Origin of the sequence: Anaerorudis cellulosivorans (assembly GCF_025943985.1) — a bacterium.
Classification (GTDB): domain Bacteria; phylum Bacteroidota; class Bacteroidia; order Bacteroidales; family Dysgonomonadaceae; genus Anaerorudis; species Anaerorudis cellulosivorans.
This window is the reverse complement of record NZ_JAPCWE010000008.1, coordinates 98,816-122,492: the sequence shown is the minus strand read 5'-3', so window position 1 is coordinate 122,492 and position 23,677 is coordinate 98,816. Positions and strand designations below refer to the sequence as shown.

Below are 23,677 nucleotides of genomic sequence, written 5' to 3'. Positions count from 1 at the left end.
ACTATGAAAGCATATATCAAAGCCATCAGCTATTATTTGCCGGAAACAGTAGTAACCAATGAAGAGTTGATAAAAGAGTTCCCGGAATGGAGCGTGGATAAAATTGTCAATAAAGTGGGAATCGATCAACGCCATATTGCCAAACCCGACGAAACATCGGCTGATTTGGCAACAAAAGCGGCTGAAAAATTATTCGCAGAATACGATATCGATAAAAGTTCGATCGACTTTATCCTGTTTTGTACACAAAGTCCCGATTATTTTTTACCCACATCGGCATGCCTAATTCAAAAAAAATTAAAAATACCCACTTCATGCGGTGCATTGGATTTTAATTTGGGCTGCTCGGGATATGTTTATGGCCTTTCGTTGGCGAAAGGGTTATTGTTGGGAGGTATTGCCAACAACATTTTGCTTCTCACAGGGGAAACGTATTCCAAATTTTTGCACCCTAAAGATAAAGGAAACAGAACACTATTTGGCGATGCAGGTTCGGCAACGTTGATCTCAACTGACGGATTTGCCGAAATCGGAAACTTTAGTTTGGGTACGGACGGTAAAGGAGCAAAAAATCTTATCGTAAAAACGGGTGGAATGCGAAATCGCGAAAAAGCCGATGATGTAAAATTTGATGAAAACGGCAATCCCATATCTTCAAATCATTTATACATGAACGGCGCCGAAATATTCAATTTCACCATAAAAGCCGTACCGCCTTTAATAGAAGATACATTAAAGAAAAACGATATTCCCTTTGAAGAAGTGGACTCGTTTATATTCCATCAGGCCAATAAATTCATGTTGAACTATCTACGAAAAAAATTGAAAATAGAAGAATCGAAATTCCCCTATTTTATGCGTGAAGTGGGTAATACGGTTTCTTCAACCCTTCCTATCGTGATGTATGAAGAAATGAAAACAAACAATCTGAAAGGAAACATTCTATTGGCAGGGTTTGGAGTGGGATATTCGTGGGGTGCTACAATCATAAAAATTCAATAATGAAAGATATATATATATTTGGCGCTAGCGGCTACGCAAGAGAAGTTGCTCTACTAATTAACGAATTAAATGAATTCTCTATAAAAGGATTTGTAGATAAAGAAAATTCAAATGCTGTCGTAATCTTAAATAATAAATCTTATTCAATAATTTCAGAAAATCAATTTGTAAATATTTGTAAAAATAATAAACCGAACGCTGCAATAGCTATTGGGGATCCAATGATTACAATAAATATAATCAATAAATTTAATAACATTTGTTCATTCCCCAATATAATACATCCAAATACAATTTTTTCCGGGAAAAGTATTTTAGGAAAAGGGAATATTATATCTTACAATTGTATATTTACTGATAACATAAAAATAGGCTCTTTTAATAGATTTAATATTGGTGTTCTTGTTGGTCACGATGTTACAATTGGAAATAATAATCAATTTAATACTTCGTGCAATATTTCAGGAAATGTAAAAATTGAAAATAACAATTTATTTGGTGTCAACTCTGTCATTTTACAAAACATCCAAATATGCGATGACAATCTTATTGGCGCATCTAGTTTAGTGATAAAAAACATTAAGAAAAGTGGCACATATATTGGAAATCCCGCAGTAAAATTAAAATATTGAAATAATAATAAAACTTACAAGTCAATAATTGAACTACTTATAATACAACAGAAGCAAAATAATATTCATCGAATATGATATTGTCATATATCCACAGGGGCAATGATAAATGGTAATTGCAAGATAGGGCGCGGTACTTTTTTTGGAAGTCAATCCGTAATAATTAATGGCTTGGAAATTGTAGAAGAGTGTGTCATAGGTGCCGGATCTACGGTTAGAAAAGATCTTAAGCAAAAAGGGATATATTCGGGAAATCCTGCCTTATTAAAAATAAAATTATAATGAATGGAACACGTGATAATCATAGCAGAAGCAGGCGTTAATCACAATGGAAGCACTGAAAATGCTTTCAGACTTGTTGATGCTGCCGCAGATGCAGGTGCAGACTATATAAAATTTCAAACATTCAAAGCTGAAAAGGCTGTTTCTATTTCAGCAAAAAAAGCCGATTATCAAATTCAAAATTCACAGAATTCAGGAGAAAGTCAATTGGAAATGCTGAAAAAACTCGAGTTGACCCAAGAACAACACGAACAAATAATAGATTATTGTAAAAAAAGGAATATTAATTTCTTCTCTACCGCTTTTGATCTCGATTCATTGGAATATCTTGCGAGCATTGGATTAGATATTGTTAAAATCCCTTCGGGGGAAATCACCAATCTTCCCTATTTGCGCAAGGCAGCATCTCTTTTTTCAAAAGTGATACTTTCCACCGGAATGGCAACGATAGCGGAAATCAAGGATGCAATGGAAGTATTTACCCATGCGGGGATCAATAAAGAAAATATAACCATACTTCACTGCAACACCGAGTATCCCACTCCAATGGAAGATGTGAATTTGAAGGCGATGCTTCATCTTCAGCATGTATTTGGCACAAAAATTGGTTATTCCGATCACACATTGGGGATTGAAGTCCCCATTGCTGCTGTTGCTTTGGGTGCTACTATGATCGAAAAACATTTTACTTTGGATAAAAGTATGAAAGGACCCGATCATAAAGCATCGTTGGAACCCGGTGAATTGAAGGCAATGGTTTCCGCAATCCGGAATATTGAAAAGGCATTAGCGGGAAGCGGACTTAAGGAAGTTTCGCCATCAGAACAAAAGAATATTGCAATTGCCCGCAAAAGCATTGTCGCAATAAAGAAAATACATCAAGGCGAAATTTTCTCCGAGGAAAATATTGGTGTGAAACGGCCCGGAACAGGGATATCACCCATGCAATGGGATGAAGTGATTGGAAAGACAGCGGTGCGTGATTTTGAGGAAGACGAACTCATCGAATTATAAATGAAAAAGATCTGCATCATAACAGGTACAAGAGCTGAATATGGATTACTAAAACCCCTGATTGAAAAGATTAGTGCCGATGATGAATTCACATTACAACTCCTCGTTACGGGCGCTCATTTATCGCCTGAATTCGGACTTACTTATCGGCAGATAGAGTTTGATGGGTATAGGATCGATGCAAAAGTGGAAATGTTGCTTTCATCTGATACCGAGGAGGGAATTACCAAATCCATGGGATTGGGAATGATTGGTTATGCCGATGCATTCAAACAATTATCTCCCGATTTACTGGTTATTTTGGGTGACCGGTATGAGATGCTGGCTGTAGCATCCACAGCTCTTATTTTTCGTATACCCATTGCGCACATTCATGGAGGTGAATTGACGGAAGGCGCATACGACGATGCTATCCGTCACGCCATCACCAAAATGAGTGCTTTGCATTTTACATCTACTGAAGTATATCGTCAGCGAGTAATCCAGCTTGGAGAACAGCCTGAAAGAGTTTATAACGTAGGTGCCATTGGTTTGGATAACATCCGATCTTTACAACTTCTTTCCAGAGATGAATTAGAGAAAGAATTACATATCACTTTTAACCGGTTTAATTATTTGGTGGGATTCCATCCGGAGACATTATCCCATCAATCAGTTGAAGTACAATTCAATGAATTGCTTCAAGCTATTGATATGCAAACCGATAGTTTTTTTATTTTTACAAAAGCCAATGCCGATACTAACGGCCGCATCATCAACCAAATGATGGAAACCTATGTGAATAAACACCCGGAGAAATCCGTATTATTTACTTCTTTAGGAACGTTACGTTACCTTTCTGTGATGACTCAGGTCACGGCTGTTTTAGGTAACAGTTCTAGTGGTATTGTTGAAGCTCCATCAATTCCAACAGCCACGATAAATATCGGAGACAGACAAAAAGGAAGGATTCAAGCAGAAAGTATCATCAATTGCAATGCTAATAAAGAAGAAATTGTCGGAGCTTTCCAAAAAGTAAAGAGTGAAGAGTTCAGGAAGAAAATCGAGAATGTTATTAATCCTTATGGAAATGGCACAGCTTCACACCAAATCATGAAAATATTCAAGACCCTTTCACCTGAAAGACTAAGCCGCAAAACATTTTACGATATACAATGATAATAGATTTTCAACGATATATTTTGCCTGACTCGGCCACAATCAAAGATGCATTGATTGCATTAGACAAAAACTCAGACGATATTCTTACATTAATTATCGTCAGTCAGGAAGGGAAAATGGTGGGCTCTCTTACAGACGGAGATGTGCGTCGCGGACTGATCCAAGGAAAACAATTGACAGATAGCGTGAAAGATATTATGCATACTTCCTTTAGATTTATTTCGGATGAAAAAAAGGAGGTATCACTCATCAAAGAATACAAGGAGAGGGGTATCAAACTGCTTCCGTATCTTAGTAAAGAGGGTAAAATTGAGAAAGTATATGCATTGAATAAGATTTCATCTATACTTCCTATTGATGCGGTGATCATGGCGGGTGGCAAAGGTGAGCGATTGCGACCTTTGACATTAACCACACCTAAACCGTTATTGAAGGTAGGAGATAAATGCATTATTGACTATAACGTAGATGCACTGATCAGTTATGGATTGGAAAATATCAATGTTACGGTTAATTATTTAGGTGAACAATTAGAAGAGCATTATAAGGAAAGAAGGCAACATGTTCAGGTAAAATGCGTTCGGGAACCAAAATTCCTGGGTACTATGGGTTCCGTGAAATTTGTGGATTCATTTGTTAACGACACCGTTTTGGTGATGAATTCCGACCTGTTCACCAATATTGATTACGAAGATTTTTATTTGCATTTTCTGGAAAACGATGCCGATATGTCAGTCGCCGCGGTCCCATATTCCGTGAATGTACCTTACGGCATTTTTGAATTGGCAGGAAGAGATATTCAGGGTGTTAAGGAGAAACCTATTTACAATTACTATGCGAATGCCGGGATATATTTAATTAAGAAAAAATTATTGGATCTTGTTCCTGATAATGTTTTTTATAATGCAACTGACTTTATGGAAATGCTTATCGCAAAAAATCATAAAGTTATCAGATATCCTTTAACCGGTTATTGGATTGATATTGGTAAACCGGAAGATTATCAGAAAGCACAGGAATTGGTCAAACATTTATAAATAAATATGAAGATATTATACATTATTCCTGCCAGGGGAGGAAGCAAGGGAATTCCACATAAAAATATAAAACCTTTAAATGGTAAACCTTTAATATATTATACTATTGATGTGGCTCGACAACTGACTTCTGACGAAAATATTTGTGTTTCTTCGGATGATGCAGAAATTATTCAAGCTGTAGAAGATTATGGTTTAAAGGTTCCATTCAAACGCCCGGATCATTTATCTACAGATACAGCCACAACCAATGATGTTTTACTTCATGCATTAAATTTCTATCAATCTAAAGGTATAAATTATGAAGTCATTATTTTGCTGCAACCGACATCACCCCTGAGGACTGTTCAGCATGTAAGAGAAGCGATGGATTTATATGATAATAAACTAGATATGGTGGTTTCGGTAAAAAAATCTCATGCTGCTTCAGTACTATGTTTTGAAAATGATAACGGTTATCTTGAATTTTGTTTTAATAAATCTGGTTCAAGAAGACAAGACTTTTCGTCATATTACGAGTATAATGGGGCAATTTATATAATTAATGTTGAACGGTTAAAAGAAAAAGGGTTGAGTAGCTTTACTAAAAAAAAGAAGTATGTTATGGATGAACTAACGTCATTTGACATAGATATTCCATTAGATTTGATTATCGTTGAATCAATTTTGAAAATGAAAAACAGTAATTTAAATGTATAATATAGCAATCGTTGGTTCAGGTCAACTTGGTAGCCGCCATTTACAGGGTATCAAGACGGCAAGTTTAGAGTTATCAATTGAGGTAGTAGATTCTAACTTAGAATCTTTAAAGAACGCAGAGAATCGTTATAATGAAGTTGGAGATAATCAATATAAAAAAGACGTAAGTTTTTTATCATCACTTGATGATTTAAGTAACGAATTGGATTTAGTTATCATTGCGACAGGTTCAGCACCACGATTCGCAATTACTAACGAGCTAATCAAAAAAAAGAATGTAAGAAATATTGTATTTGAAAAGGTACTTTTTCAAAATGAAAAATATTACCACAATGTTAATAATTTGCTCAAGAGTAATAATATAAGAGCATGGGTTAATTGTCCAAGGAGAATGTATGATTATTATAATACAATAAGAGAGGCATTCCGCAAAGAGGACAAAATAATATTGAATGTATCAGGAGGCGATTGGGGGCTCGGGTGCAATTCAATACATTTTATTGATATTATTTCCTACTTAACAGGACAAACAGAATATTCCTTATTGACAAATGGCTTGAATAAAAAAATATATGCAAGCAAAAGATCAGGGTATGTTGAATTTTGTGGTATTCTAACCGGTTTCACCAAAAGAGGCGATATATTTAATTTTATTTCACAAGAGAATTCTTCTACAACACCAATAGTATCAATCGTTACTCAGAATCAAAAATTTATCATTGATGAAGTAAAAGGCTATATGGCTTCATTTAGTGATAACAGTTGGAAATCACAAATAATACAAGTTCCATATCAAAGTCAACTAACAGGTAATGTAGTCGAGGCTATTTTGTTAAATAAAGATATCAAATTGACTAAATATGAAGATTCAATGAAATTACATTTGCCATTGATATCATCATTGTTAGATTTCTATAATGCAATTACGAGAAATGATTCAATCAATTGCCCTATTACTTAAAAATACAATCGGGGATAATATGAATAAAATATGGTTGGTCGGTACAGGAAATATTGCCATAGAATATGCAAAAGTTCTTAAAAATCTGAATGTTGAATACATTGCAATAGGCAGAGGTAAAACGAATGTTGATAAGTTTATTGCGGCTACACAGCATGATGCAATTGAAGGTGGATTAGAAAATTTTCTCAAGCTTAGTCCGGAAATCCCGTCTCATGCAATAGTAACAGTAAATGTTGAGTCTCTATCATTAACGGCGACTATGCTGTTAAAATATGGAATTAAAACTATTCTATTAGAGAAACCAGGAGTCTGTAATCCTTCTGAAATTTACGATTTGGTTCAATTAACACGAGAAAAAAACGCAAACGTATTGCTTGCATACAATCGTCGTTTCTATGCTTCCACATTGAAAGCACAGGAAATTATTAAAGAAGATGGAGGAGTAACTTCATTTGTTTTTGAGTTTACCGAATGGGCACATAAAATCGCTCCAATGTTTGACGGAAGTGAACGCTTTAAATATTGGTTTTTAGGTAATTCTTCGCATGTTGTTGATTTAGCATTTTATTTGGGAGGAAACCCCGTTGAAATGTCCAGCTTTACTTCAGGTAGCATTGAGTGGCATCCGAATGCGTCAGTCTTTTCTGGTGCAGGAAAAACGGACAAGGGCGCTTTATTTAGTTACCATGCAAATTGGAAAGCACCGGGACGATGGTTTGTTGAGATATGCACAAGTAAACATCGTTTGTATTTTAAGCCCATGGAAGCATTACAGATACAGGAAATTGGTCGTTTAGAATTAAATCCTGTTGTATTAAATGATGATTTAGACAGGTTGTTCAAGCCTGGACTCTATCTTCAAGTCAAATGTTTTTTGGATAATGAATTGAGTCGTTTCTGTACTCTTGATGAGCAACAACACATGATAGATAACTACTATCTTAAGATTGGGAATTATAGCCGTTGAATTTATTTGCATTTATCTGTTTTAAAATAGTACATTTTTTCGGCTTACTCTTTTGTTAATTTGTAATTCTTTAAACTTTAAACCATAAATAAATGAAAGTCTTAATACTTGCCGGAGGATTGGGATCACGCTTATCCGAAGAGACCACCACCAAACCGAAACCGATGGTGGAAATCGGAGGAAAACCCATCATTTGGCATATTATGAAGATATATTCGCATTACGGATTCAACGAATTTATTATTTTATGCGGATATAAAGGTTACATGATAAAGGAATATTTCGCCAATTATTATCGACACATGGCAGATATGACCATCGATTTGGCTAACAACGTAACGCAGTATCATTCCAACCATGCTGAGCCGTGGAAGGTTACGTTGCTGGATACCGGTGAAAACACCATGACAGGAGGCAGAATAAAACGAGCCGGCCCTTATATCGGAAATGAAACTTTTATGCTGACCTATGGTGACGGAGTAGCCGATATCGATATTATAAAATTATTGGCATTCCACAAAAGCCATAAAAAAAGCATCACGATGACATCGGTGCAGCCCGAAGGCAGGTTCGGAGCCCTGAATATTGATGCGGACAATCAGCAAGTGCTCGAATTTCGCGAAAAACCAAAAGGAGACGGTGCCTGGATAAACGGCGGTTTTTTTGTATGTGAACCAAACGTGCTGGATTACATCGAGGGAGACGATACCATATTCGAAAAAGAACCGCTGGAAAATCTGGCAGAAGACGGAGAATTATACACTTACAAACATCAGGGATTTTGGAAACCCATGGATACCTTACGAGATAAAAATCAACTAGAGGATATGATTAAGAAAGGAACAGCACCTTGGATAAAATGGTAACATGGCAGAGATGAACAAGAATTTGTTTGATGGAATCTATAGCGGTAAAAAAGTACTAATTACAGGACATACCGGATTTAAAGGATCCTGGTTGAGTCTCCTATTGCATAAATTAGGGGCCAATGTATATGGATATGCTTTAGAGCCACCTACTACTCCTTCCTTGTTTGAAGAAGCGAAAATTGGAGAATTGATTACATCATATATTGGTGATGTGCGTGATTTGGACCAGTTATCCCATGTATTTGACCAGGTAAAACCGGAAATTGTGATCCATATGGCAGCACAGCCATTGGTAAGAGATTCCTATAAAATCCCTGTAGAAACGTATGCTATCAACGTGATGGGTACCGTTAACGTGTTGGAAGCCTGTCGGCGGACCAGCAGTGTAAAAGTGATTGTAAACGTAACCACAGACAAGTGTTACGAAAACAAAGAATGGCACTGGGGTTATCGGGAAAATGAACCTATGGGTGGATATGACCCTTACTCCAATAGCAAAGGTTGTTCTGAGTTGGTAACCTCATCCTACAGAAACTCATTTTTCAATCCGAAAGATTACGCTAAACACGGAGTAGCAATAGCGTCCGCCAGAGCCGGAAATGTAATAGGTGGAGGTGATTGGGCAGGAGATCGCTTAATCCCGGATTTTATCCGCGCAATTTCACAAAACCGGAAAGTTGTTATCCGCAGTCCTTACGCCATCCGTCCCTGGCAACATGTTCTTGAGCCGTTAAACGGATATCTGACTCTTGCTGCAAAATTATTTTCAGAGGGTCCTAAATACGATGGAGGATGGAATTTTGGGCCGGATGATAAAGATGCAAAAAACGTTGAATGGATTACCCGTACCTTATGCAATTTATGGGGCAATGGTGCTTCGTATGCTGTGGATACAAATCCTCAACCTCATGAAGCCAACTATTTAAAACTCGACTGTTCAAAAGCAAAAGCAGAGTTAGGTTGGGAACCGAGATGGAATATTCATAAAACACTTGAAAGTATCGTAGAATGGAATAAGGTATATCTGAGAGGAGAGAATGTCAGAAAAATCACCGAAAATCAAATAGAAGAATATTATTCATAAATCAGAAACTACATTTACTATATAATTATGGCAGATCACAAACAACTACGGAAAGAAATCTTAGAGAAAACCAAAGAATTTTATCATGCTCGATTTGGAGAGAATAATTATTCGCCGGGAAAATCCAAGGTAAACTATGCAGGACGAGTGTTTGATGAACAGGAGCTGATGAATGCAGTTGATGCATCTCTCGATTTCTGGTTAACAGAAGGACGATATTCAGAACAGTTTTCCGAAAAAATTGCAGATTACCTGGGTGTTGACAATGTTTTACTGACCGTATCGGGATCATCTGCCAACTTATTGGCATTTGCGTCACTTACTTCTGAGAAACTGGGAGATAAACGACTCAAGCCGGGCGATGAAGTGATTTCAGTAGCTGCAGGATTTCCCGCAACCGTAACACCAATTATACAGTATGGTTTGGTTCCCGTGTTTGTGGATGTGGATCAGGAGACCTATAATATCAATATTCAGCAAGCCAAAAAGGCTATTACAGACAAAACCAGATGTATCTTTATCGCGCATACATTGGGAAATCCTTTCGACCTGGATGCAATTATGGAGATAGCGAAAGAACATAATCTTTGGGTGATCGAAGATAATTGTGATGCTTTTGGCAGTAAATATAAAGGTAAATATACCGGTACTTTCGGGCATCTTTCAACTATTTCCTTTTACCCGGCACATCACATCACCACCGGCGAAGGAGGTGCGGTAATCACCAATGATGCACAATTGGCCCGTATTGTCAGATCTTTCAGGGATTGGGGACGCGACTGCTACTGCATGGGAGGTGAAAATAACACTTGTGGAAAACGGTTTTCGCAGCAGTTTGGTAATCTGCCTTTTGGTTATGATCATAAATATGTATATTCAGAAATCGGGTACAATCTGAAAATGACCGATATTCAGGCTGCCATTGGATCAGCCCAAATGGATAAACTTGAAATTTTTGGAGAGAAACGCAAAGAAAATTTCAGAAAACATTACCGTATATTTTCAAAATATCCACAGTTTTTCAGTTTACCAAAGGCAACCGAAGGAGCTGATCCCTCCTGGTTTGCCTTTATTGTAACTGTAAAAGAAAGTGCACCTTTTAAACGTGACGAAATAACAAACTATTTAAATAGTAAACTCATAGAAACAAGGAACTTGTTTGCCGGTAATATGACCAAACAGCCGGCATTTGTCGATAAGAAATGGCGTATTGCCGATAATCTGGATGTGACAGATCGTATTATGAACAACACATTCTTTCTTGGAACTTATCCCGGATTGACCGATGAGATGTTTTCGTATATCGAAAAAACGGTTGATGAATTTGTTACTTCATTTTAAGCGAGCCCGACAATGATCGTAAAAAAATACAAAGCTACAGTTGAAAAAATTGAAAATGTAATTGAAGGAGTATATACCGTTACTTTCTCAAGTAATGGCAGAAAATTTCAATATTCTCCCGGACAATTTTTGCATATAGCTATTGATAGTGAATATGATGGGATTGGGCAATGGCCTGATTCCCGTTGTTTTAGTATGCAAACTTCACCCGGCGAAGATAATATAAAAATCACGTATGCCATAAAAGGTGATTTTACCAAACGAATGAAAGAGGTTCTTAAACAAGGTGTGAAAGTGTGGTTAAAGTTACCTTATGGCGATCTGTTTACGCGACCTCATGATAAAAATCATACGGTTTTCATTTCCGGTGGTACAGGTATAACTCCATTCTTGTCTCTTTTTACTGATTCTTCTTTTGTTGATTATCAAAATCCTGTATTATATGCAGGATACCGGAATAAAAATTTCAATATTTACGAAAAAGAATTGGCAAAAGCATCTATTATCAATTCTATGTTTAAAATAAACAATGTATATGAAGACGAAGCGGGAATGCTGAACATTGAAAAGATCTACAAAGAAAATGGGAATGCGCATAGCTATTTTATTTCGGGTCCACCTGTTATGATAAAAACATTCAAAAATTTTCTTTTAGGAAACGGAGTACAAGCTGATAATATATTAACCGATGATTGGGAATGAAAACTATTTTACTCACAGGCGCTACCGGTTTTTTGGGTAGTCATATATTAGATCGACTTTTAAAAGAAAATTATCAGATTATAATTCTCAAACGATCGTTTTCCGATTTACGAAGAATTAAAGAGAATATAAATAAATGCCAATTTTACGATATTGATAAATGCGACCTGGAATTACCATTCCGGGAAAATCATATCGATTGCATTATCCATACGGCAACAAATTATGGCAGAAGCAATAATAAAACGAGTGACATAGTAATTGATAATTTAATTTTCCCATTAAAACTTTTAGAGATTGCTTCCTTTTTTAATACAGATACCTTTTTTAATACAGATACCTTTTTTAATACAGATACCTTGCAATACAAATATTTGACCGATTATACCCTTTCCAAAAAACAATTTGCCGAATGGGGTAAAAGTTTTGCAAATGCAGGAAAAATTAAATTTATCAATCTCATGCTTGAACACATGTACGGACCGAAAGACGATGAAAGTAAATTCGTAACATGGATAATAAAACAATTGGTGAATAATGTTCCGGAAATAAAACTAACCGATGGTAATCAAAAAAGAGATTTTATCTACGTTGATGATGTCGCGGAAACATATGTAACGCTATTAAAAAGCAATTTCCAAACAAATTTTGACGAATTCGAAATCGGAACAAGTCAAACCATATCCATAAAAGATTTTGTTTTAAAGATCAAAGGTATAATAGAACAGGAATTTGATCGACATATTGAAACCCATTTAAATTTTGGGGCCTTACCGATGCGGGAAGGTGAACCATCCGAAATAAAAGCAAATACAGCCAAAATCCGTAGGATGGGGTGGCATCATCAAGTACCATTGGATATAGGACTTAAAATGACTATCGAAAGTATTCTGTAAATACATGTACAATAAGTAATATCAATATATCTATAATTCTATTCAATAATAATGAAATTAGGATAGACTAGAATTATATTTTTTCAAAATGATAGCAATATTAGGAGGAGGAATTGCTGGTATATCTGCAGCATATCATTTAAATTTACGCAGTATCTCTAATATATTATATGAACAAAATAATGAATGGGGAGGGCTTTGCAATAATTTTACTATAAGAAATGGTTTTTTATTTGACTATTTCGTTCATCTTTCATTTACTCAAAATGAATATGTAAAAGAACTTTTTTCACAATTAACTCCTTATATTAAACATTATCCTGAATCCGTGAATTATTACAAAGGATTATGGCTAAAACATCCAGCACAAAATAATTTAGCACCCCTTTCTTCTGACGAAAAAGTAAAAATTATTTTGGATTTTCTTAAAAGGCCTGATATTCATAATCCTATAAATTATGAGGAATGGCTTTTAGCACAATTCGGTGAATATTTTGCAAGAAATTTCCCGATTAAGTACACCTTAAAATATTGGACGACTGAAGCTAATCATTTAACTACAAATTGGGTCGAAAATCGTTTCAGTTTGCCACCAATAGAAGATTTATTAAAAGGTGCATTTGAAGAACAAAAGGAGAACTTCTATTATGCCAAAGAAATGAGGTATCCTGAAAAGGGTGGATATAAATCCTTTCTTAATTACATGGCAAAAGATGTAAATATTCAACTTAATAAGAAAGCTACTCTAATAGATTTAAAAAGTAAGAAGATTGAATTTTCTGATGGCTCATCATCTTATTATGAGAAATTAATATCTTCAATACCTTTACCAGAACTGATCAATATTATCAAAGATGTTCCGGAAAAAATAAAAGTTGCAGCATCAAAACTACACGCTACTTCCGGACAATTAGTTTCGTTAGGATTTAATCGTCCTGACGTATCTCCTAAAATATGGTTTTATATTTATGATGAAGAAATTGAACCAGCACGTGCATTTTCTCCTTCAATAAAGTCTCCTAATAATGTACATCAAAACAAAAGTTCATTACAATTTGAGACATATTACTCTAAGTTAAGACCAAAACGAATGAGTGGAGATAATTTAATTGAACATATTATTCAAAAAGGAGAAATAATGAAACTCTGGTCAAAAAATGATATCGAAGTTAGCGATTATAGGGAAGTAGAATATGCAAATGTCATTTTTGATTTTGAACGGAGCAAAAATTTGGCTATAGTAAATTCATTCCTTAAGGAAAAAGAAATTTATACATGTGGGCGATTTGGCGAATGGGAATATTTTTGGAGTGATCAGAGTTTAATGAGTGGGAAAGAAGTTGCAGATAAATTATCGAATAAATATGAATGATTTTACACTAATAGTACCTACCCATAATCGTCATCATTATCTAAAAAGATCGATTGAATATTTTAAGGAATTGAATGCAAGGGTTATTTACTGTGATTCATCTCAAGTAAAGTATTCAGGAGTTCTACCTTCAAATATTGAATATCTACACACACCCAATTTAAATTTTGCAGAGAAGATTTTAAACGCAATATCGGTTGTTAATACGAGTAAAATAGCACTATGTGCGGATGATGACTTCATTCTACTCGAATCCTTATCTAAGGGAGATGAATTCTTAAAAAATCACTTCGAATATTCTACTGTTGTAGGTCAATATGCTGGTTTCAAAAAAGATTTTGACGGTATTTTTTTTGAAATGTATAAATGGTATGATTCGGATAAGAATATTAATGGAGATGCTATAAACAACGCTAAAACTTTTTTTTCAGATTACCATCAGATTTTATGGTCAATGTACAGGAAAGAGGTAATTAAATCTGCTTTTGAAGTAATTGTAAAATCAGAGTTTAAAAATGAAAATTTTATTGAACTTACTATTGGGGCATGTGCTTGTTTAAAAGGTGGAATAAAAATATTCAATGATCTTTGGGGCGTAAGAGAAGTAAACGATGATGACCATTGGGCTGTTCTTCATTTACCTTTAAGTATAGCTCCAAAGAAAATGCTTATAGAAGATTCTTCTCATTTCAAGAAATCTATGGATGCAATTGCCTTTGATGGTTATTCTGATATTGTATTGGATACCTATTTAAAGAATCAATTGAAACATTCTAGTTCGATTATAAGAAAATTAAAAAATATTTTTCCTAATTCAATTAAAAAAATTATTAAGAAAAATCTTTACAAAAAAAATGAAATTATAAACCCAATTGGCAATAAAAATAGATCCCAACTTGAGAAAATTAGTCATATTCTATTAAATCATTTTTAGTTATTGATCTGAAGTTTACTTTTTGTAAGTACACAGACTACAATTGGAACAAATTTGATAATGAAAAGAATTACTTCAACTTTAAAACAAGTATTTAAAAATCCAGCAATTTTATATGTATTAAGTCGATATGGAACTTATATCATCCAATTTGTTAATTCTCTTTTCATTGCTGTTTACTTAGGCCCTTATTACTTAGGTATTTGGGGTTTTATCAATTTAGTATTAGGTTATATTAATCAATTCAATTTAGGTATTCCTTATTCATTAAATGTAATTATTTCTGTGAATAAGGATAAAGAAGAATATGTAAAAAAAGTGATAAATAATAGTCTAACAATGATGGCAGGTCTGTGTATCTTTATCCTGTTATTAATTGTCTTGAGTTTTATATTTGGTATCAATATTGGAGAAAAATTCGAATTCACTACGTTTGTAATACCTGTTTTCATTATTGCAGTAGCTACTCATTTTAATAGTCTATTATCTAATGTATTCAGAGTATTCGGCGAGATATTTGCTATTACCGTAAATCAGTCTTTATTCACAATATTAACTTTCCTTGTGGTTTTTTTTTTCAAAGGCAAAGATTTACTGTGGGCAATTATTTTTGTAAATATTGTGTCAGTCCTAATATCATTAATTTTATTTCTTTATCGGACTCCCATAAAATTAAAATTTTCATTTGATATCAAGTTTATTAAATACATTCAACAAAAAGGCTGGCATTTGTTTATATACAATTCTTCTTTTGCATTTATTTTGATTACAACAAAATCATTCATTAGTGAAAGCTATAGTGTAGAGGAATATGGGTATTTTACTTTTTCATTTTCATTGGCAAATGCGATATTACTTTTATTGAATTCGATATCATATCTGGTAACACCCAAAATAACCCATCGTTTTGCAAATTCAGATTTGAATCATATAAAAAATATACTAAAAGAAGTTAGATCTTCATACATATCTCTTTCTCATCTGCTCATTCATTTTGTAATAATGATATTCCCTTTGTTTCTTATTTTATTTCCTCAATACAATCATGTGAATTACTTGTTCAAAGTTACTGCTTTGACAGTAGTACTTACTACAAATTTATTTGGTTATAATAATTTACTTGCGGCTAGAGGAAAGGAAAAGATTCTGTCTCATCTTGCATTCTCCATTTTGATATTGAACATATTACTGGCGTTTGGATTTATTTCAGGTTTAAAAGTTCAATTTGATTATGTAATGTTTCCAACAATGATAGCTTATTTTATATTTGCATTCTTATTAGCTTTTTACGGAAGAAAGGTGTTACGACTTCCTATTACATTAATAGAAATAATAAAGGACATTTTTCCTTGGAGGATGGCTGTACCATTTATTTTTAGTATACTGCTTATCATGCTTGCTGCACCTGATATTTATTTTACTATTCCATTTGTTGTTTATATGCTTCTTAATTTAAATGATTTAAAAGGAATTAAAGATTTAGGAATTAAATTAATTAAGAATCCTAACTTTATAAACATTTAATTTCACCTATGAAAAAGAAGAGTTGTTACATTGTAACTAAACCCATTCAATATGTAAATGCAACCAATATTGAAGATAACAACGACAAAGTTTGCTACATTACAAATACATTTTCTAATGCGGGTAAATTTGCTTTAGACATGGAGAATCGATCAAAATATTGGGATAAGATTTTTTTTGCAGAATCAAAGCATAAAGCTTTGTTTAATATATTAAGACATAAATCAGAGTATTCTAGAATATATTTAGATTCCGATATGGGGATACTTCTGAGATTTTTATTAGTTTTATTGTATCCTGTAGATATTTATGTTTATGAAGAAGGATTAGCTTCATACGCTTCAGCGTTAAGACAACCAGAGGGAAAAGGAATAAATTTCTTTAAATTCTTCATTGATTTCTTTTTTGGGAAAAATTGGTCTGGAGGTTCATTCAGAACTAAAGGTATATATCTTTATCATCCAGAAGTCTTCAAATCAATTGTTAATACAAATAAAAAAAAACAAATACTTTCATTCAAACAACCTCTTATAAATCATGTTAATTCCTTGGACGATATTAAAATATATTATTCTATGGAAAAAATTGACAATTGGAGAGGTAAGAATATATTATTATATTTAACTTCTTGGACAATAAATCCAGAATATGAGGATATTTACAATTTATATCCGGATTATATAAAGGTAATTAAACTTCATCCTCATATAGATAAGAACTCAATTTCTACTAATCTGCATCAATTTGATTATTATCCAGATAGCACCATGCCTGCGGAAATATTAATATCTCTTTTTATTGAAATAGCAGATACATTAGTAATAATACATGAAGGTTCGGCTGCAATGCTTAACTTTGTCTCTGATAAAAAGATAATTGAATATAATATTGCAAGTACTAATTATAAAGAACTGTATATGAATATTAAGAAGGAATTTCAACGGGAAATTTGACTTTAATTAATTTTAAAAATAAAAACGACTAAATTTTATATTAAAACCTCCAATTTCCTATGTCTAATAAAACAAACAATAATATTTTAAATGTTATTTTATTTATTTGTGTATCTATACTAACTTTAAGGGTTATAACATTCATCGATATTTCTGCAACATTATATTATGTAGCTCTTTCTATCTTATTTTTTATAGTTATTTCGTATGTGTTGATATATGGCACCAGAGTTGATAAAAACACTTTATTATTTTTAATTATAGCTTTTATTTCTATACTATTGAATGTTATACCTTCTAAATTTTCACCTTATGCTCGTTATCTGGCATTTCTGATGATGATAATAACTTTTGGACCTTTATTTAAAAGCAAACCCTTATATGATTTTAATAAGAGGATAATTTATATTTTTATATTTTTATTTTTCTTAATAGTTTTATTGTCAATTCCATTATTAGGTAGTCAAGTATATTTTGCAGGTATTACAGAACAGTCAATGGTCTTAGCCCCAATTTCTGCTATTTGTATTATTTATTTAGTATCAAATAAACAACAATTTTGGAAAAACAGTAAGATTATAAAAAAAATAATATACCTGCTTTTAGTATTCGCAAGTTTAGTAATTATAATCGCAACTGCATCCAGATCTGCAATTATAGGATGTTTAATTAGTATTCTATTTTATTTTCTTGTGACAAGTAAGAATTTATCGAAATTAATAAAATCTTTCGTTGTTTTTATCATTATTATAGGACTTTCATATCCAATATGGCGTAATCAAATGGATGGTATATTGTTGAAATTTGAGATTCAAGATAATATGGGTGGAAATAATTCTAGAACGGCGATGTGGAACTCAAGAATAACTGAATTTAAATATAGTCCAATTATTGGGATAGGTTTTTCAAATGTTTTAAAAGAATCTGCTGGATATAGATCTGAAATTGACTCAATTGAGCTAGGATCTTCTTGGCTTGGATTATTATCCCAAATGGGTGTAGTCGGTTTTATTAGTTTTTTTATGTTGTTTTTTTCTATATTCTTAAATCTATGGAAAATTAAAACAAACGATAGTACAAAATATTTTCTTTTGTCATTATTGATTTTTTTTGGTGTACATATGATATTTGAAGGTTATATATTAGCTGCAGGAAGTATACTGAGCATATTTTTTTGGTTGATATTGGGTTTTTCAAACAACTATATATTTATTAACAAAAAAAACGGCAATAGTAAAAATATATAAGTCAACTCTAAAAAAGTCGTTGACTTATATTTTGTTGTTTTAATTTCATTTATAATATAACATAAACCAACGAAATGAATAAACTTCTCCAAATAAACTCCGTAGTAAATTCCGGCTCCACAGGTCGCATTGCTGAGGAGATAGGACAAACAGCTATTGCGGCTGGTTGGGAGAGTTATATTGCCTACGGCAGACACGCCCGGACAAGTCAATCGGAATTGATAAAGATTGGGAGTGATTGGGATATCAGGATGCATGGCTTGCAAACGCGGTTGTTTGACAGACATGGGCTCGCTTCAACAGCTGCAACCAGGGAGTTTGTGGAGCAAATAAAAAAGATAAAGCCGGATATCATCCATCTGCATAACATACATGGTTACTACATCAACATCGAAATACTTTTTCGATATTTAAAGGACGCAAATATTCCTGTTGTATGGACTTTTCATGACTGCTGGCCAATAACAGGACATTGTGCTTATTTTACATTTGTTGAATGTGAAAAATGGAAAACGCAGTGTTTCAGTTGTCCGCAAAAAAAAGATTACCCCAGCAGCTATTTTTTAGACAGATCAAAACAAAACTATACGAAAAAGAGAAAATTGTTCACATCAGTACATGATATGACAATAGTTCCTGTTTCTAATTGGTTAGCCGATATTGTAAAACAATCATACTTAAAAGATTATCCTATTCGGGTTATAAATAACGGTATCGATGTGAATGTCTTTTCACCTCAAAGTAGAAATAATGTTAGGATAAAGTATGGATTGGCCGACAAATTTATTCTGCTTGGAGTGGCAACAGAATGGGGGAGAAGAAAAGGATTGCATGATTTCATCGAACTAAGTAAAACACTGAAGGATGATGAAATAATAGTACTTGTCGGCCTAAAAGAAGATCAAATTAAGATACTTCCGGAGAATATCATTGGGATTACTCGCACCGAGAGTACACAAGAATTGGCAGAGTTTTATTCGTCTGCGGATGTTGTGATGAACATCTCTTATGAGGAAACTTTTGGTTTGACAACAGTTGAGGGTTTTGCCTGTGGTACACCCGGAATAGTTTATAATACTACTGCAAGTCCGGAATTAGTTGATGACTCGACCGGTTTAATAGTTGATCCCGGTGATATAAAGGGTCTTGTAAAAGCTATAACACAAATCAAAGAAAAAGGGAAACAATCTTACTCAGAAGCTTGTGTGAAACGAGCACATCGTCTTTACAGGAAAGAGGATCGCTACCGGGAGTATATTGAGTTGTATAAGGAACTACTGAACAAATAGAGTTCTGAGAGTTTTTCATTGTCTTTTGAATATCAAAATAAAGAGATAATTAAAATTATATGTCACAATTTACCAACAAAATTCTACTGATCACTGGCGGTACCGGTTCATTCGGTAATGCCGTATTGAAACGCTTCTTGGATACTGATATCAAAGAGATTCGTATCTTCAGTCGCGATGAGAAGAAGCAGGATGATATGCGGCATCAATATCAGAATCCTAAAATCAAATTCTATATCGGCGATGTGCGGGACAAGCGGTCGGTGGACGATGTGATGATCGGGGTGGATTATATCTTTCATGCCGCAGCATTGAAGCAGGTGCCTTCGTGCGAATTTTTCCCCATTCAGGCGGTGAGAACCAACATCATGGGTACGCAAAATGTGCTGGATTCGGCAGCCGAACACGGTGTTAAACGGGTGGTGGTGCTGAGTACCGACAAAGCGGCGTATCCGATCAATGCGATGGGTATGAGCAAAGCGCTGATGGAAAAAACGGCGGTGGCCAAAGCACGTGCGTTGGGCGACAAGGAACCGGTGATCTGCTGTACGCGCTACGGAAACGTGATGGCGAGTCGCGGTTCGGTGATTCCGCTGTGGATCGACCAGATCAAAAACGGGAAACCGATCACCATCACCGATCCCAACATGACGCGCTTTATGATGACGCTCGACGATGCGGTGGATTTGGTATTGTATGCTTTCGAACACGGGGTGAATGGCGATTTGTTTGTGCAAAAAGCACCGGCTGCTACGTTGATGGTACTGGCTAAGGCATTGAAAGAACTGTATCGCGCCGATAACGAAATCAAAATCATCGGCACCCGTCACGGTGAAAAGTTGTATGAAACGCTGGTTACCCGTGAGGAAATGTTTCGTGCGCAAGACAAAGGAAATTATTACCGTATCCCCATAGATGACCGCGATTTGAATTACGACAAATATTTTGTGGAAGGTATGGAGGATATGACAAAAGTGGAAGAATATCATTCGCACAATACCCATCGGCTGGATGTGGAAGAGATGAAGCAACTGTTGCTGAAATTGCCTGAAGTCAAAAGCGACATCGAGGCATTGGAACAACAAATTCACAGCCTATGAATATCTTGATTACCGGCGCCAAAGGGTTTATCGGCAAAAACTTGATAGCGCAGCTCAACAACATTAAAGAAGGAAAAGCCAAAGAGGAGCGAATTCCTTCTGATTTGACTGTTTTTGCATACGATATAGATACCGATTCCGGTTTATTGGACGAATATTGTCGGGAAGCCGATTTCGTTTTTCACCTGGCGGGGGTGAATCGACCGAAAGAACAGTCGGAATTCATGGAAGGGAACTTCGGATTTACTTCGGTTCTGCTGGATACGTTGCGAAAATACGGCAATACGTGCCCCGTCATGCTTGCATCGTCCATTCAGGCCGAGTTGGATAATCCTTACGGGATTTCAAAAAAAGCGGGAGAAGAACTGCTGTTTCGATATAGCGAAGGAACAGGAGCAAAGGTGTATGTGTATCGTTTCCCAAACGTTTTCGGAAAATGGTGCCGCCCCAATTACAACAGTGCAGTGGCCACGTTTTGCTATAATATTGCCCGAGACTTGCCGATCCAAGTGAACGACCCAAAGGTGCAGATGACGCTGGTCTATATCGATGATGTGGTGAAAGAGCTGATCGCCGCCTTAGAAGGTCATCCGAATAAAGAGGGTGATTTTTGCAAGGTGCCCACCGAGTATCGAATCACACTGGGTGAGATTGTCGATCTGATCTATTCCTTTAAAGAGAGTAGGCAAAACCTGCAGGTGCCTGATCTGTCGGATGCTTTCACGAAGAAGCTCTATTCAACCTACCTGAGCTATCTGCCGGAGGATCAATTCTCCTATCCCCTTAAAATGAATGTAGATGAAAGGGGCTCCTTTACCGAGTTTCTGAAATCGTCCGATCGAGGACAAGTGTCGGTGAATATTTCCAAACCGGGCATTACCAAAGGAAACCACTGGCATCATACCAAGAACGAGAAGTTTCTGGTGGTGAGTGGCAAAGGAGTGATTCGTTTCCGGAAGATTGATGAGGAAAAGGTGCAAGAATATTTTGTCTCGGGCGATAAATTGGAGGTGGTGGATATTCCGGTAGGATATACGCACAATATTGAAAATTTAGGTGATAGCGACATGGTAACCATCATGTGGGCAAATGAGCCTTTCGATCCCGAGAATCCGGATACATACTTTTTACCTGTATAACATCACCGGGAGATTACAAATTTGAAATGAGCTTTTTCACAGTAAATGGGTGACGATTGAAGAAAACGTGTAGCCGTTCTGCAAATTTAACATATTAAATTGATAATATATGGATTAATATATCTAATTTTGTAAGAGATTTACAATTTAAACCTACAAAATATGATTATCAATTTTTCCATACAGAATTTTGGCTCTATAAGAGACAGGCAGACTCTGTCTTTCGAGGCCACAAAAACCAATCATCTTGAAGATGCATACGTGATGCGCGTCGGCGAAATGAGACTTTTGAAGCTTGCCTTGATATACGGGCCAAATGCATCGGGTAAGACAACAATACTTAAGGCACTTGATTTTCTACGGGATATCGTCTTACAGCCAAACGATAAGAAAACAGATGAATTGCATTTTGAACCATTTCTTTTTGATCCCGAAACGCCCAATAAGACTTCGCTATTAGCTCTCGAATTTATTCACGAAGACATAAAATATCTTTATGAAGTTGAGTTTATTAAAACAGCAATCGTAAGTGAGGAACTCTATTTTTATAATCCATATAAGGCTAATCTTTATAAGAGAACCACAGACTTATCAAATCAATTAACGGAAATTACATTTGGCAGTAAAATAAAGATTGATAAGACCTTTGAAAAAGCTCTTGAGGCGAATACCTTATGGAATAACACTGTTTTGGGTGGCTATTTGAAAACTAATATCGATTTTAAAGAATTGAAGCAGGTGGTTGAATGGTTTAGATTTCACTTGAGGCCTATGGTTATGCCTAGAACGAGTTTAGAAATATATGTTACTGAAAAAATTTCAGAAGGGAAGATTAATAGAAATGATATAATAGAGATACTAAAAAAGGCTGATTTTCATATATCTGATATAATAATTCAGGAGAAAGAAGAAAAACTTCCACCCCACTATTTAGAATTTTTGAAGAAAGAATTTGCTAATTCAAATAAAACTAAAGATCTGCCTAATGTAGATGAAAAGTTCAAAACTGTTGAACTAAGATTAGAACATACAGTGAATCAGGAAAAATACCCACTACAATTCAGGTTAGAGTCAGAAGGGACTAAAAGATACTATGGATATGCAGGGCTCTTATCGGAGGGGTTAAGAAGTTCGGTAATTCTCCCAATCGATGAATTGGAGTCATCGTTACATCCTGATCTGTACGAACATTTCCTGCTTACTTTTTTGTTAAATACAAAAGAATCACAAATAATTGCAACCACACATAATAGGGAGATATTAAATAACAAGGATATTTTCAGAAATGATGCCATTTGGTTTACAGACATGGATGAGAATTGCGCAACGGAGCTCTATTCGCTTGCTGATTTTGACAGCTCGGTAGTACGGGATACAACCAATGTACTTAATGCATATAAAAGTGGGAAGTTAGGTGCTACTCCAAACCCTGATGATACATATATAGAATTAAATGAATAAAATAATTT

23 protein-coding genes are annotated in these 23,677 nt (G+C 34.8%); all 23 read left to right on the top strand.

Going from position 1 to position 23,677, the window contains the following annotated elements; translation table 11 throughout:
• The first annotated feature begins 3 nt into the window (after positions 1-3).
• The 23 genes from OLM34_RS06355 (at position 4) to OLM34_RS06245 (ending at position 23,669) form a co-directional block, all read left to right on the top strand.
• On the top strand, positions 4-1,002 hold the full coding sequence (locus OLM34_RS06355; RefSeq protein ID WP_264406000.1) for a 3-oxoacyl-ACP synthase III family protein: 999 nt from the start codon (positions 4-6) through the stop codon (positions 1,000-1,002).
• A complete protein-coding gene (locus tag OLM34_RS06350) occupies positions 1,002-1,634 on the top strand; it encodes an acetyltransferase (RefSeq protein ID WP_264405999.1) in 633 nt (210 codons plus the stop codon). The genes OLM34_RS06355 and OLM34_RS06350 overlap by 1 nt, the downstream gene beginning before the upstream one ends.
• Before the next feature lie 102 nt (positions 1,635-1,736).
• Positions 1,737-1,916, top strand: coding sequence for an LbetaH domain-containing protein (locus OLM34_RS11470; RefSeq protein WP_413777197.1), 180 nt, complete (start codon positions 1,737-1,739; stop codon positions 1,914-1,916).
• A gap of 3 nt (positions 1,917-1,919) precedes the next feature.
• Positions 1,920-2,930, top strand: a complete 1,011-nt coding sequence (gene neuB, locus OLM34_RS06340) for an N-acetylneuraminate synthase (protein WP_264405998.1) — start codon at positions 1,920-1,922, stop codon at positions 2,928-2,930.
• Complete coding sequence (neuC, locus tag OLM34_RS06335; RefSeq protein ID WP_264405997.1) at positions 2,931-4,088, top strand: UDP-N-acetylglucosamine 2-epimerase; 1,158 nt, start codon at positions 2,931-2,933, stop codon at positions 4,086-4,088.
• Positions 4,085-5,128, top strand: coding sequence for a nucleotidyltransferase family protein (locus tag OLM34_RS06330; RefSeq protein WP_264405996.1), 1,044 nt, complete (start codon positions 4,085-4,087; stop codon positions 5,126-5,128). The genes neuC and OLM34_RS06330 overlap by 4 nt, the downstream gene beginning before the upstream one ends.
• Before the next feature lie 6 nt (positions 5,129-5,134).
• Positions 5,135-5,827: an acylneuraminate cytidylyltransferase family protein gene (locus OLM34_RS06325; RefSeq protein WP_264405995.1), complete on the top strand. Its 693-nt coding sequence runs from the start codon at positions 5,135-5,137 to the stop codon at positions 5,825-5,827.
• The gene (locus OLM34_RS06320; RefSeq protein WP_264405994.1) at positions 5,820-6,788 is read left to right on the top strand and encodes a Gfo/Idh/MocA family oxidoreductase; all 969 of its coding nucleotides are present in this window, start codon (positions 5,820-5,822) and stop codon (positions 6,786-6,788) included. The genes OLM34_RS06325 and OLM34_RS06320 overlap by 8 nt, the downstream gene beginning before the upstream one ends.
• On the top strand, positions 6,760-7,758 hold the full coding sequence (locus tag OLM34_RS06315) for a Gfo/Idh/MocA family oxidoreductase (RefSeq protein WP_264405992.1): 999 nt from the start codon (positions 6,760-6,762) through the stop codon (positions 7,756-7,758). Before OLM34_RS06320 ends, OLM34_RS06315 begins: the two co-directional genes overlap by 29 nt.
• 92 nt (positions 7,759-7,850) lie before the next feature.
• Positions 7,851-8,624 (top strand): glucose-1-phosphate cytidylyltransferase, encoded by a 774-nt coding sequence (gene rfbF, locus OLM34_RS06310; protein WP_264405990.1) that lies wholly within the window; start codon positions 7,851-7,853, stop codon positions 8,622-8,624.
• A gap of 10 nt (positions 8,625-8,634) precedes the next feature.
• Positions 8,635-9,711 (top strand): CDP-glucose 4,6-dehydratase, encoded by a 1,077-nt coding sequence (rfbG, locus tag OLM34_RS06305; RefSeq protein WP_264406020.1) that lies wholly within the window; start codon positions 8,635-8,637, stop codon positions 9,709-9,711.
• A 27-nt stretch (positions 9,712-9,738) separates the two neighbouring features.
• Positions 9,739-11,052, top strand: coding sequence for a lipopolysaccharide biosynthesis protein RfbH (gene rfbH / locus OLM34_RS06300; protein WP_264405988.1), 1,314 nt, complete (start codon positions 9,739-9,741; stop codon positions 11,050-11,052).
• A 12-nt stretch (positions 11,053-11,064) separates the two neighbouring features.
• Positions 11,065-11,754 (top strand): FAD-dependent oxidoreductase, encoded by a 690-nt coding sequence (locus OLM34_RS06295; protein ID WP_264405987.1) that lies wholly within the window; start codon positions 11,065-11,067, stop codon positions 11,752-11,754.
• A complete protein-coding gene (locus OLM34_RS06290) occupies positions 11,751-12,650 on the top strand; it encodes an NAD-dependent epimerase/dehydratase family protein (protein WP_264405986.1) in 900 nt (299 codons plus the stop codon). The genes OLM34_RS06295 and OLM34_RS06290 overlap by 4 nt, the downstream gene beginning before the upstream one ends.
• Positions 12,651-12,738: 88 nt before the next feature.
• On the top strand, positions 12,739-14,022 hold the full coding sequence (locus OLM34_RS06285) for a protoporphyrinogen/coproporphyrinogen oxidase (RefSeq protein ID WP_264405985.1): 1,284 nt from the start codon (positions 12,739-12,741) through the stop codon (positions 14,020-14,022).
• Positions 14,015-14,956, top strand: coding sequence for a TIGR00180 family glycosyltransferase (locus tag OLM34_RS06280; protein WP_264405984.1), 942 nt, complete (start codon positions 14,015-14,017; stop codon positions 14,954-14,956). The genes OLM34_RS06285 and OLM34_RS06280 overlap by 8 nt, the downstream gene beginning before the upstream one ends.
• Before the next feature lie 60 nt (positions 14,957-15,016).
• Positions 15,017-16,480, top strand: a complete 1,464-nt coding sequence (locus OLM34_RS06275) for an oligosaccharide flippase family protein (protein ID WP_264405982.1) — start codon at positions 15,017-15,019, stop codon at positions 16,478-16,480.
• 8 nt (positions 16,481-16,488) lie between these two features.
• On the top strand, positions 16,489-17,433 hold the full coding sequence (locus tag OLM34_RS06270; protein WP_264405980.1) for a hypothetical protein: 945 nt from the start codon (positions 16,489-16,491) through the stop codon (positions 17,431-17,433).
• A 59-nt stretch (positions 17,434-17,492) separates the two neighbouring features.
• Positions 17,493-18,680 carry an O-antigen ligase family protein gene (locus OLM34_RS06265; protein WP_264405978.1) on the top strand — a complete coding sequence of 396 codons (1,188 nt, stop codon included), beginning with the start codon at positions 17,493-17,495 and terminating at the stop codon, positions 18,678-18,680.
• A 74-nt stretch (positions 18,681-18,754) separates the two neighbouring features.
• Positions 18,755-19,969, top strand: coding sequence for a glycosyltransferase family 4 protein (locus OLM34_RS06260; protein ID WP_264405976.1), 1,215 nt, complete (start codon positions 18,755-18,757; stop codon positions 19,967-19,969).
• Positions 19,970-20,028: 59 nt separating this feature from the next.
• A complete protein-coding gene (locus OLM34_RS06255) occupies positions 20,029-21,069 on the top strand; it encodes a polysaccharide biosynthesis protein (RefSeq protein WP_264405974.1) in 1,041 nt (346 codons plus the stop codon).
• Positions 21,066-22,208 (top strand): capsular polysaccharide biosynthesis protein CapF, encoded by a 1,143-nt coding sequence (locus OLM34_RS06250; protein ID WP_264405973.1) that lies wholly within the window; start codon positions 21,066-21,068, stop codon positions 22,206-22,208. Before OLM34_RS06255 ends, OLM34_RS06250 begins: the two co-directional genes overlap by 4 nt.
• 162 nt (positions 22,209-22,370) lie before the next feature.
• Positions 22,371-23,669 (top strand): AAA family ATPase, encoded by a 1,299-nt coding sequence (locus tag OLM34_RS06245; protein ID WP_264405972.1) that lies wholly within the window; start codon positions 22,371-22,373, stop codon positions 23,667-23,669.
• Positions 23,670-23,677 lie beyond the last annotated feature (8 nt).

Coding starts and splice junctions, on each gene's coding strand:
- OLM34_RS06355 (WP_264406000.1), top strand. CDS start 4: ATGAAAGCATATATCAAAGCCATCAGCTATTATTTGCCGGAAACAGTA.
- OLM34_RS06350 (WP_264405999.1), top strand. CDS start 1,002: ATGAAAGATATATATATATTTGGCGCTAGCGGCTACGCAAGAGAAGTT.
- OLM34_RS11470 (WP_413777197.1), top strand. CDS start 1,737: ATGATAAATGGTAATTGCAAGATAGGGCGCGGTACTTTTTTTGGAAGT.
- neuB (WP_264405998.1), top strand. CDS start 1,920: ATGGAACACGTGATAATCATAGCAGAAGCAGGCGTTAATCACAATGGA.
- neuC (WP_264405997.1), top strand. CDS start 2,931: ATGAAAAAGATCTGCATCATAACAGGTACAAGAGCTGAATATGGATTA.
- OLM34_RS06330 (WP_264405996.1), top strand. CDS start 4,085: ATGATAATAGATTTTCAACGATATATTTTGCCTGACTCGGCCACAATC.
- OLM34_RS06325 (WP_264405995.1), top strand. CDS start 5,135: ATGAAGATATTATACATTATTCCTGCCAGGGGAGGAAGCAAGGGAATT.
- OLM34_RS06320 (WP_264405994.1), top strand. CDS start 5,820: ATGTATAATATAGCAATCGTTGGTTCAGGTCAACTTGGTAGCCGCCAT.
- OLM34_RS06315 (WP_264405992.1), top strand. CDS start 6,760: ATGATTCAATCAATTGCCCTATTACTTAAAAATACAATCGGGGATAAT.
- rfbF (WP_264405990.1), top strand. CDS start 7,851: ATGAAAGTCTTAATACTTGCCGGAGGATTGGGATCACGCTTATCCGAA.
- rfbG (WP_264406020.1), top strand. CDS start 8,635: ATGAACAAGAATTTGTTTGATGGAATCTATAGCGGTAAAAAAGTACTA.
- rfbH (WP_264405988.1), top strand. CDS start 9,739: ATGGCAGATCACAAACAACTACGGAAAGAAATCTTAGAGAAAACCAAA.
- OLM34_RS06295 (WP_264405987.1), top strand. CDS start 11,065: ATGATCGTAAAAAAATACAAAGCTACAGTTGAAAAAATTGAAAATGTA.
- OLM34_RS06290 (WP_264405986.1), top strand. CDS start 11,751: ATGAAAACTATTTTACTCACAGGCGCTACCGGTTTTTTGGGTAGTCAT.
- OLM34_RS06285 (WP_264405985.1), top strand. CDS start 12,739: ATGATAGCAATATTAGGAGGAGGAATTGCTGGTATATCTGCAGCATAT.
- OLM34_RS06280 (WP_264405984.1), top strand. CDS start 14,015: ATGAATGATTTTACACTAATAGTACCTACCCATAATCGTCATCATTAT.
- OLM34_RS06275 (WP_264405982.1), top strand. CDS start 15,017: ATGAAAAGAATTACTTCAACTTTAAAACAAGTATTTAAAAATCCAGCA.
- OLM34_RS06270 (WP_264405980.1), top strand. CDS start 16,489: ATGAAAAAGAAGAGTTGTTACATTGTAACTAAACCCATTCAATATGTA.
- OLM34_RS06265 (WP_264405978.1), top strand. CDS start 17,493: ATGTCTAATAAAACAAACAATAATATTTTAAATGTTATTTTATTTATT.
- OLM34_RS06260 (WP_264405976.1), top strand. CDS start 18,755: ATGAATAAACTTCTCCAAATAAACTCCGTAGTAAATTCCGGCTCCACA.
- OLM34_RS06255 (WP_264405974.1), top strand. CDS start 20,029: ATGTCACAATTTACCAACAAAATTCTACTGATCACTGGCGGTACCGGT.
- OLM34_RS06250 (WP_264405973.1), top strand. CDS start 21,066: ATGAATATCTTGATTACCGGCGCCAAAGGGTTTATCGGCAAAAACTTG.
- OLM34_RS06245 (WP_264405972.1), top strand. CDS start 22,371: ATGATTATCAATTTTTCCATACAGAATTTTGGCTCTATAAGAGACAGG.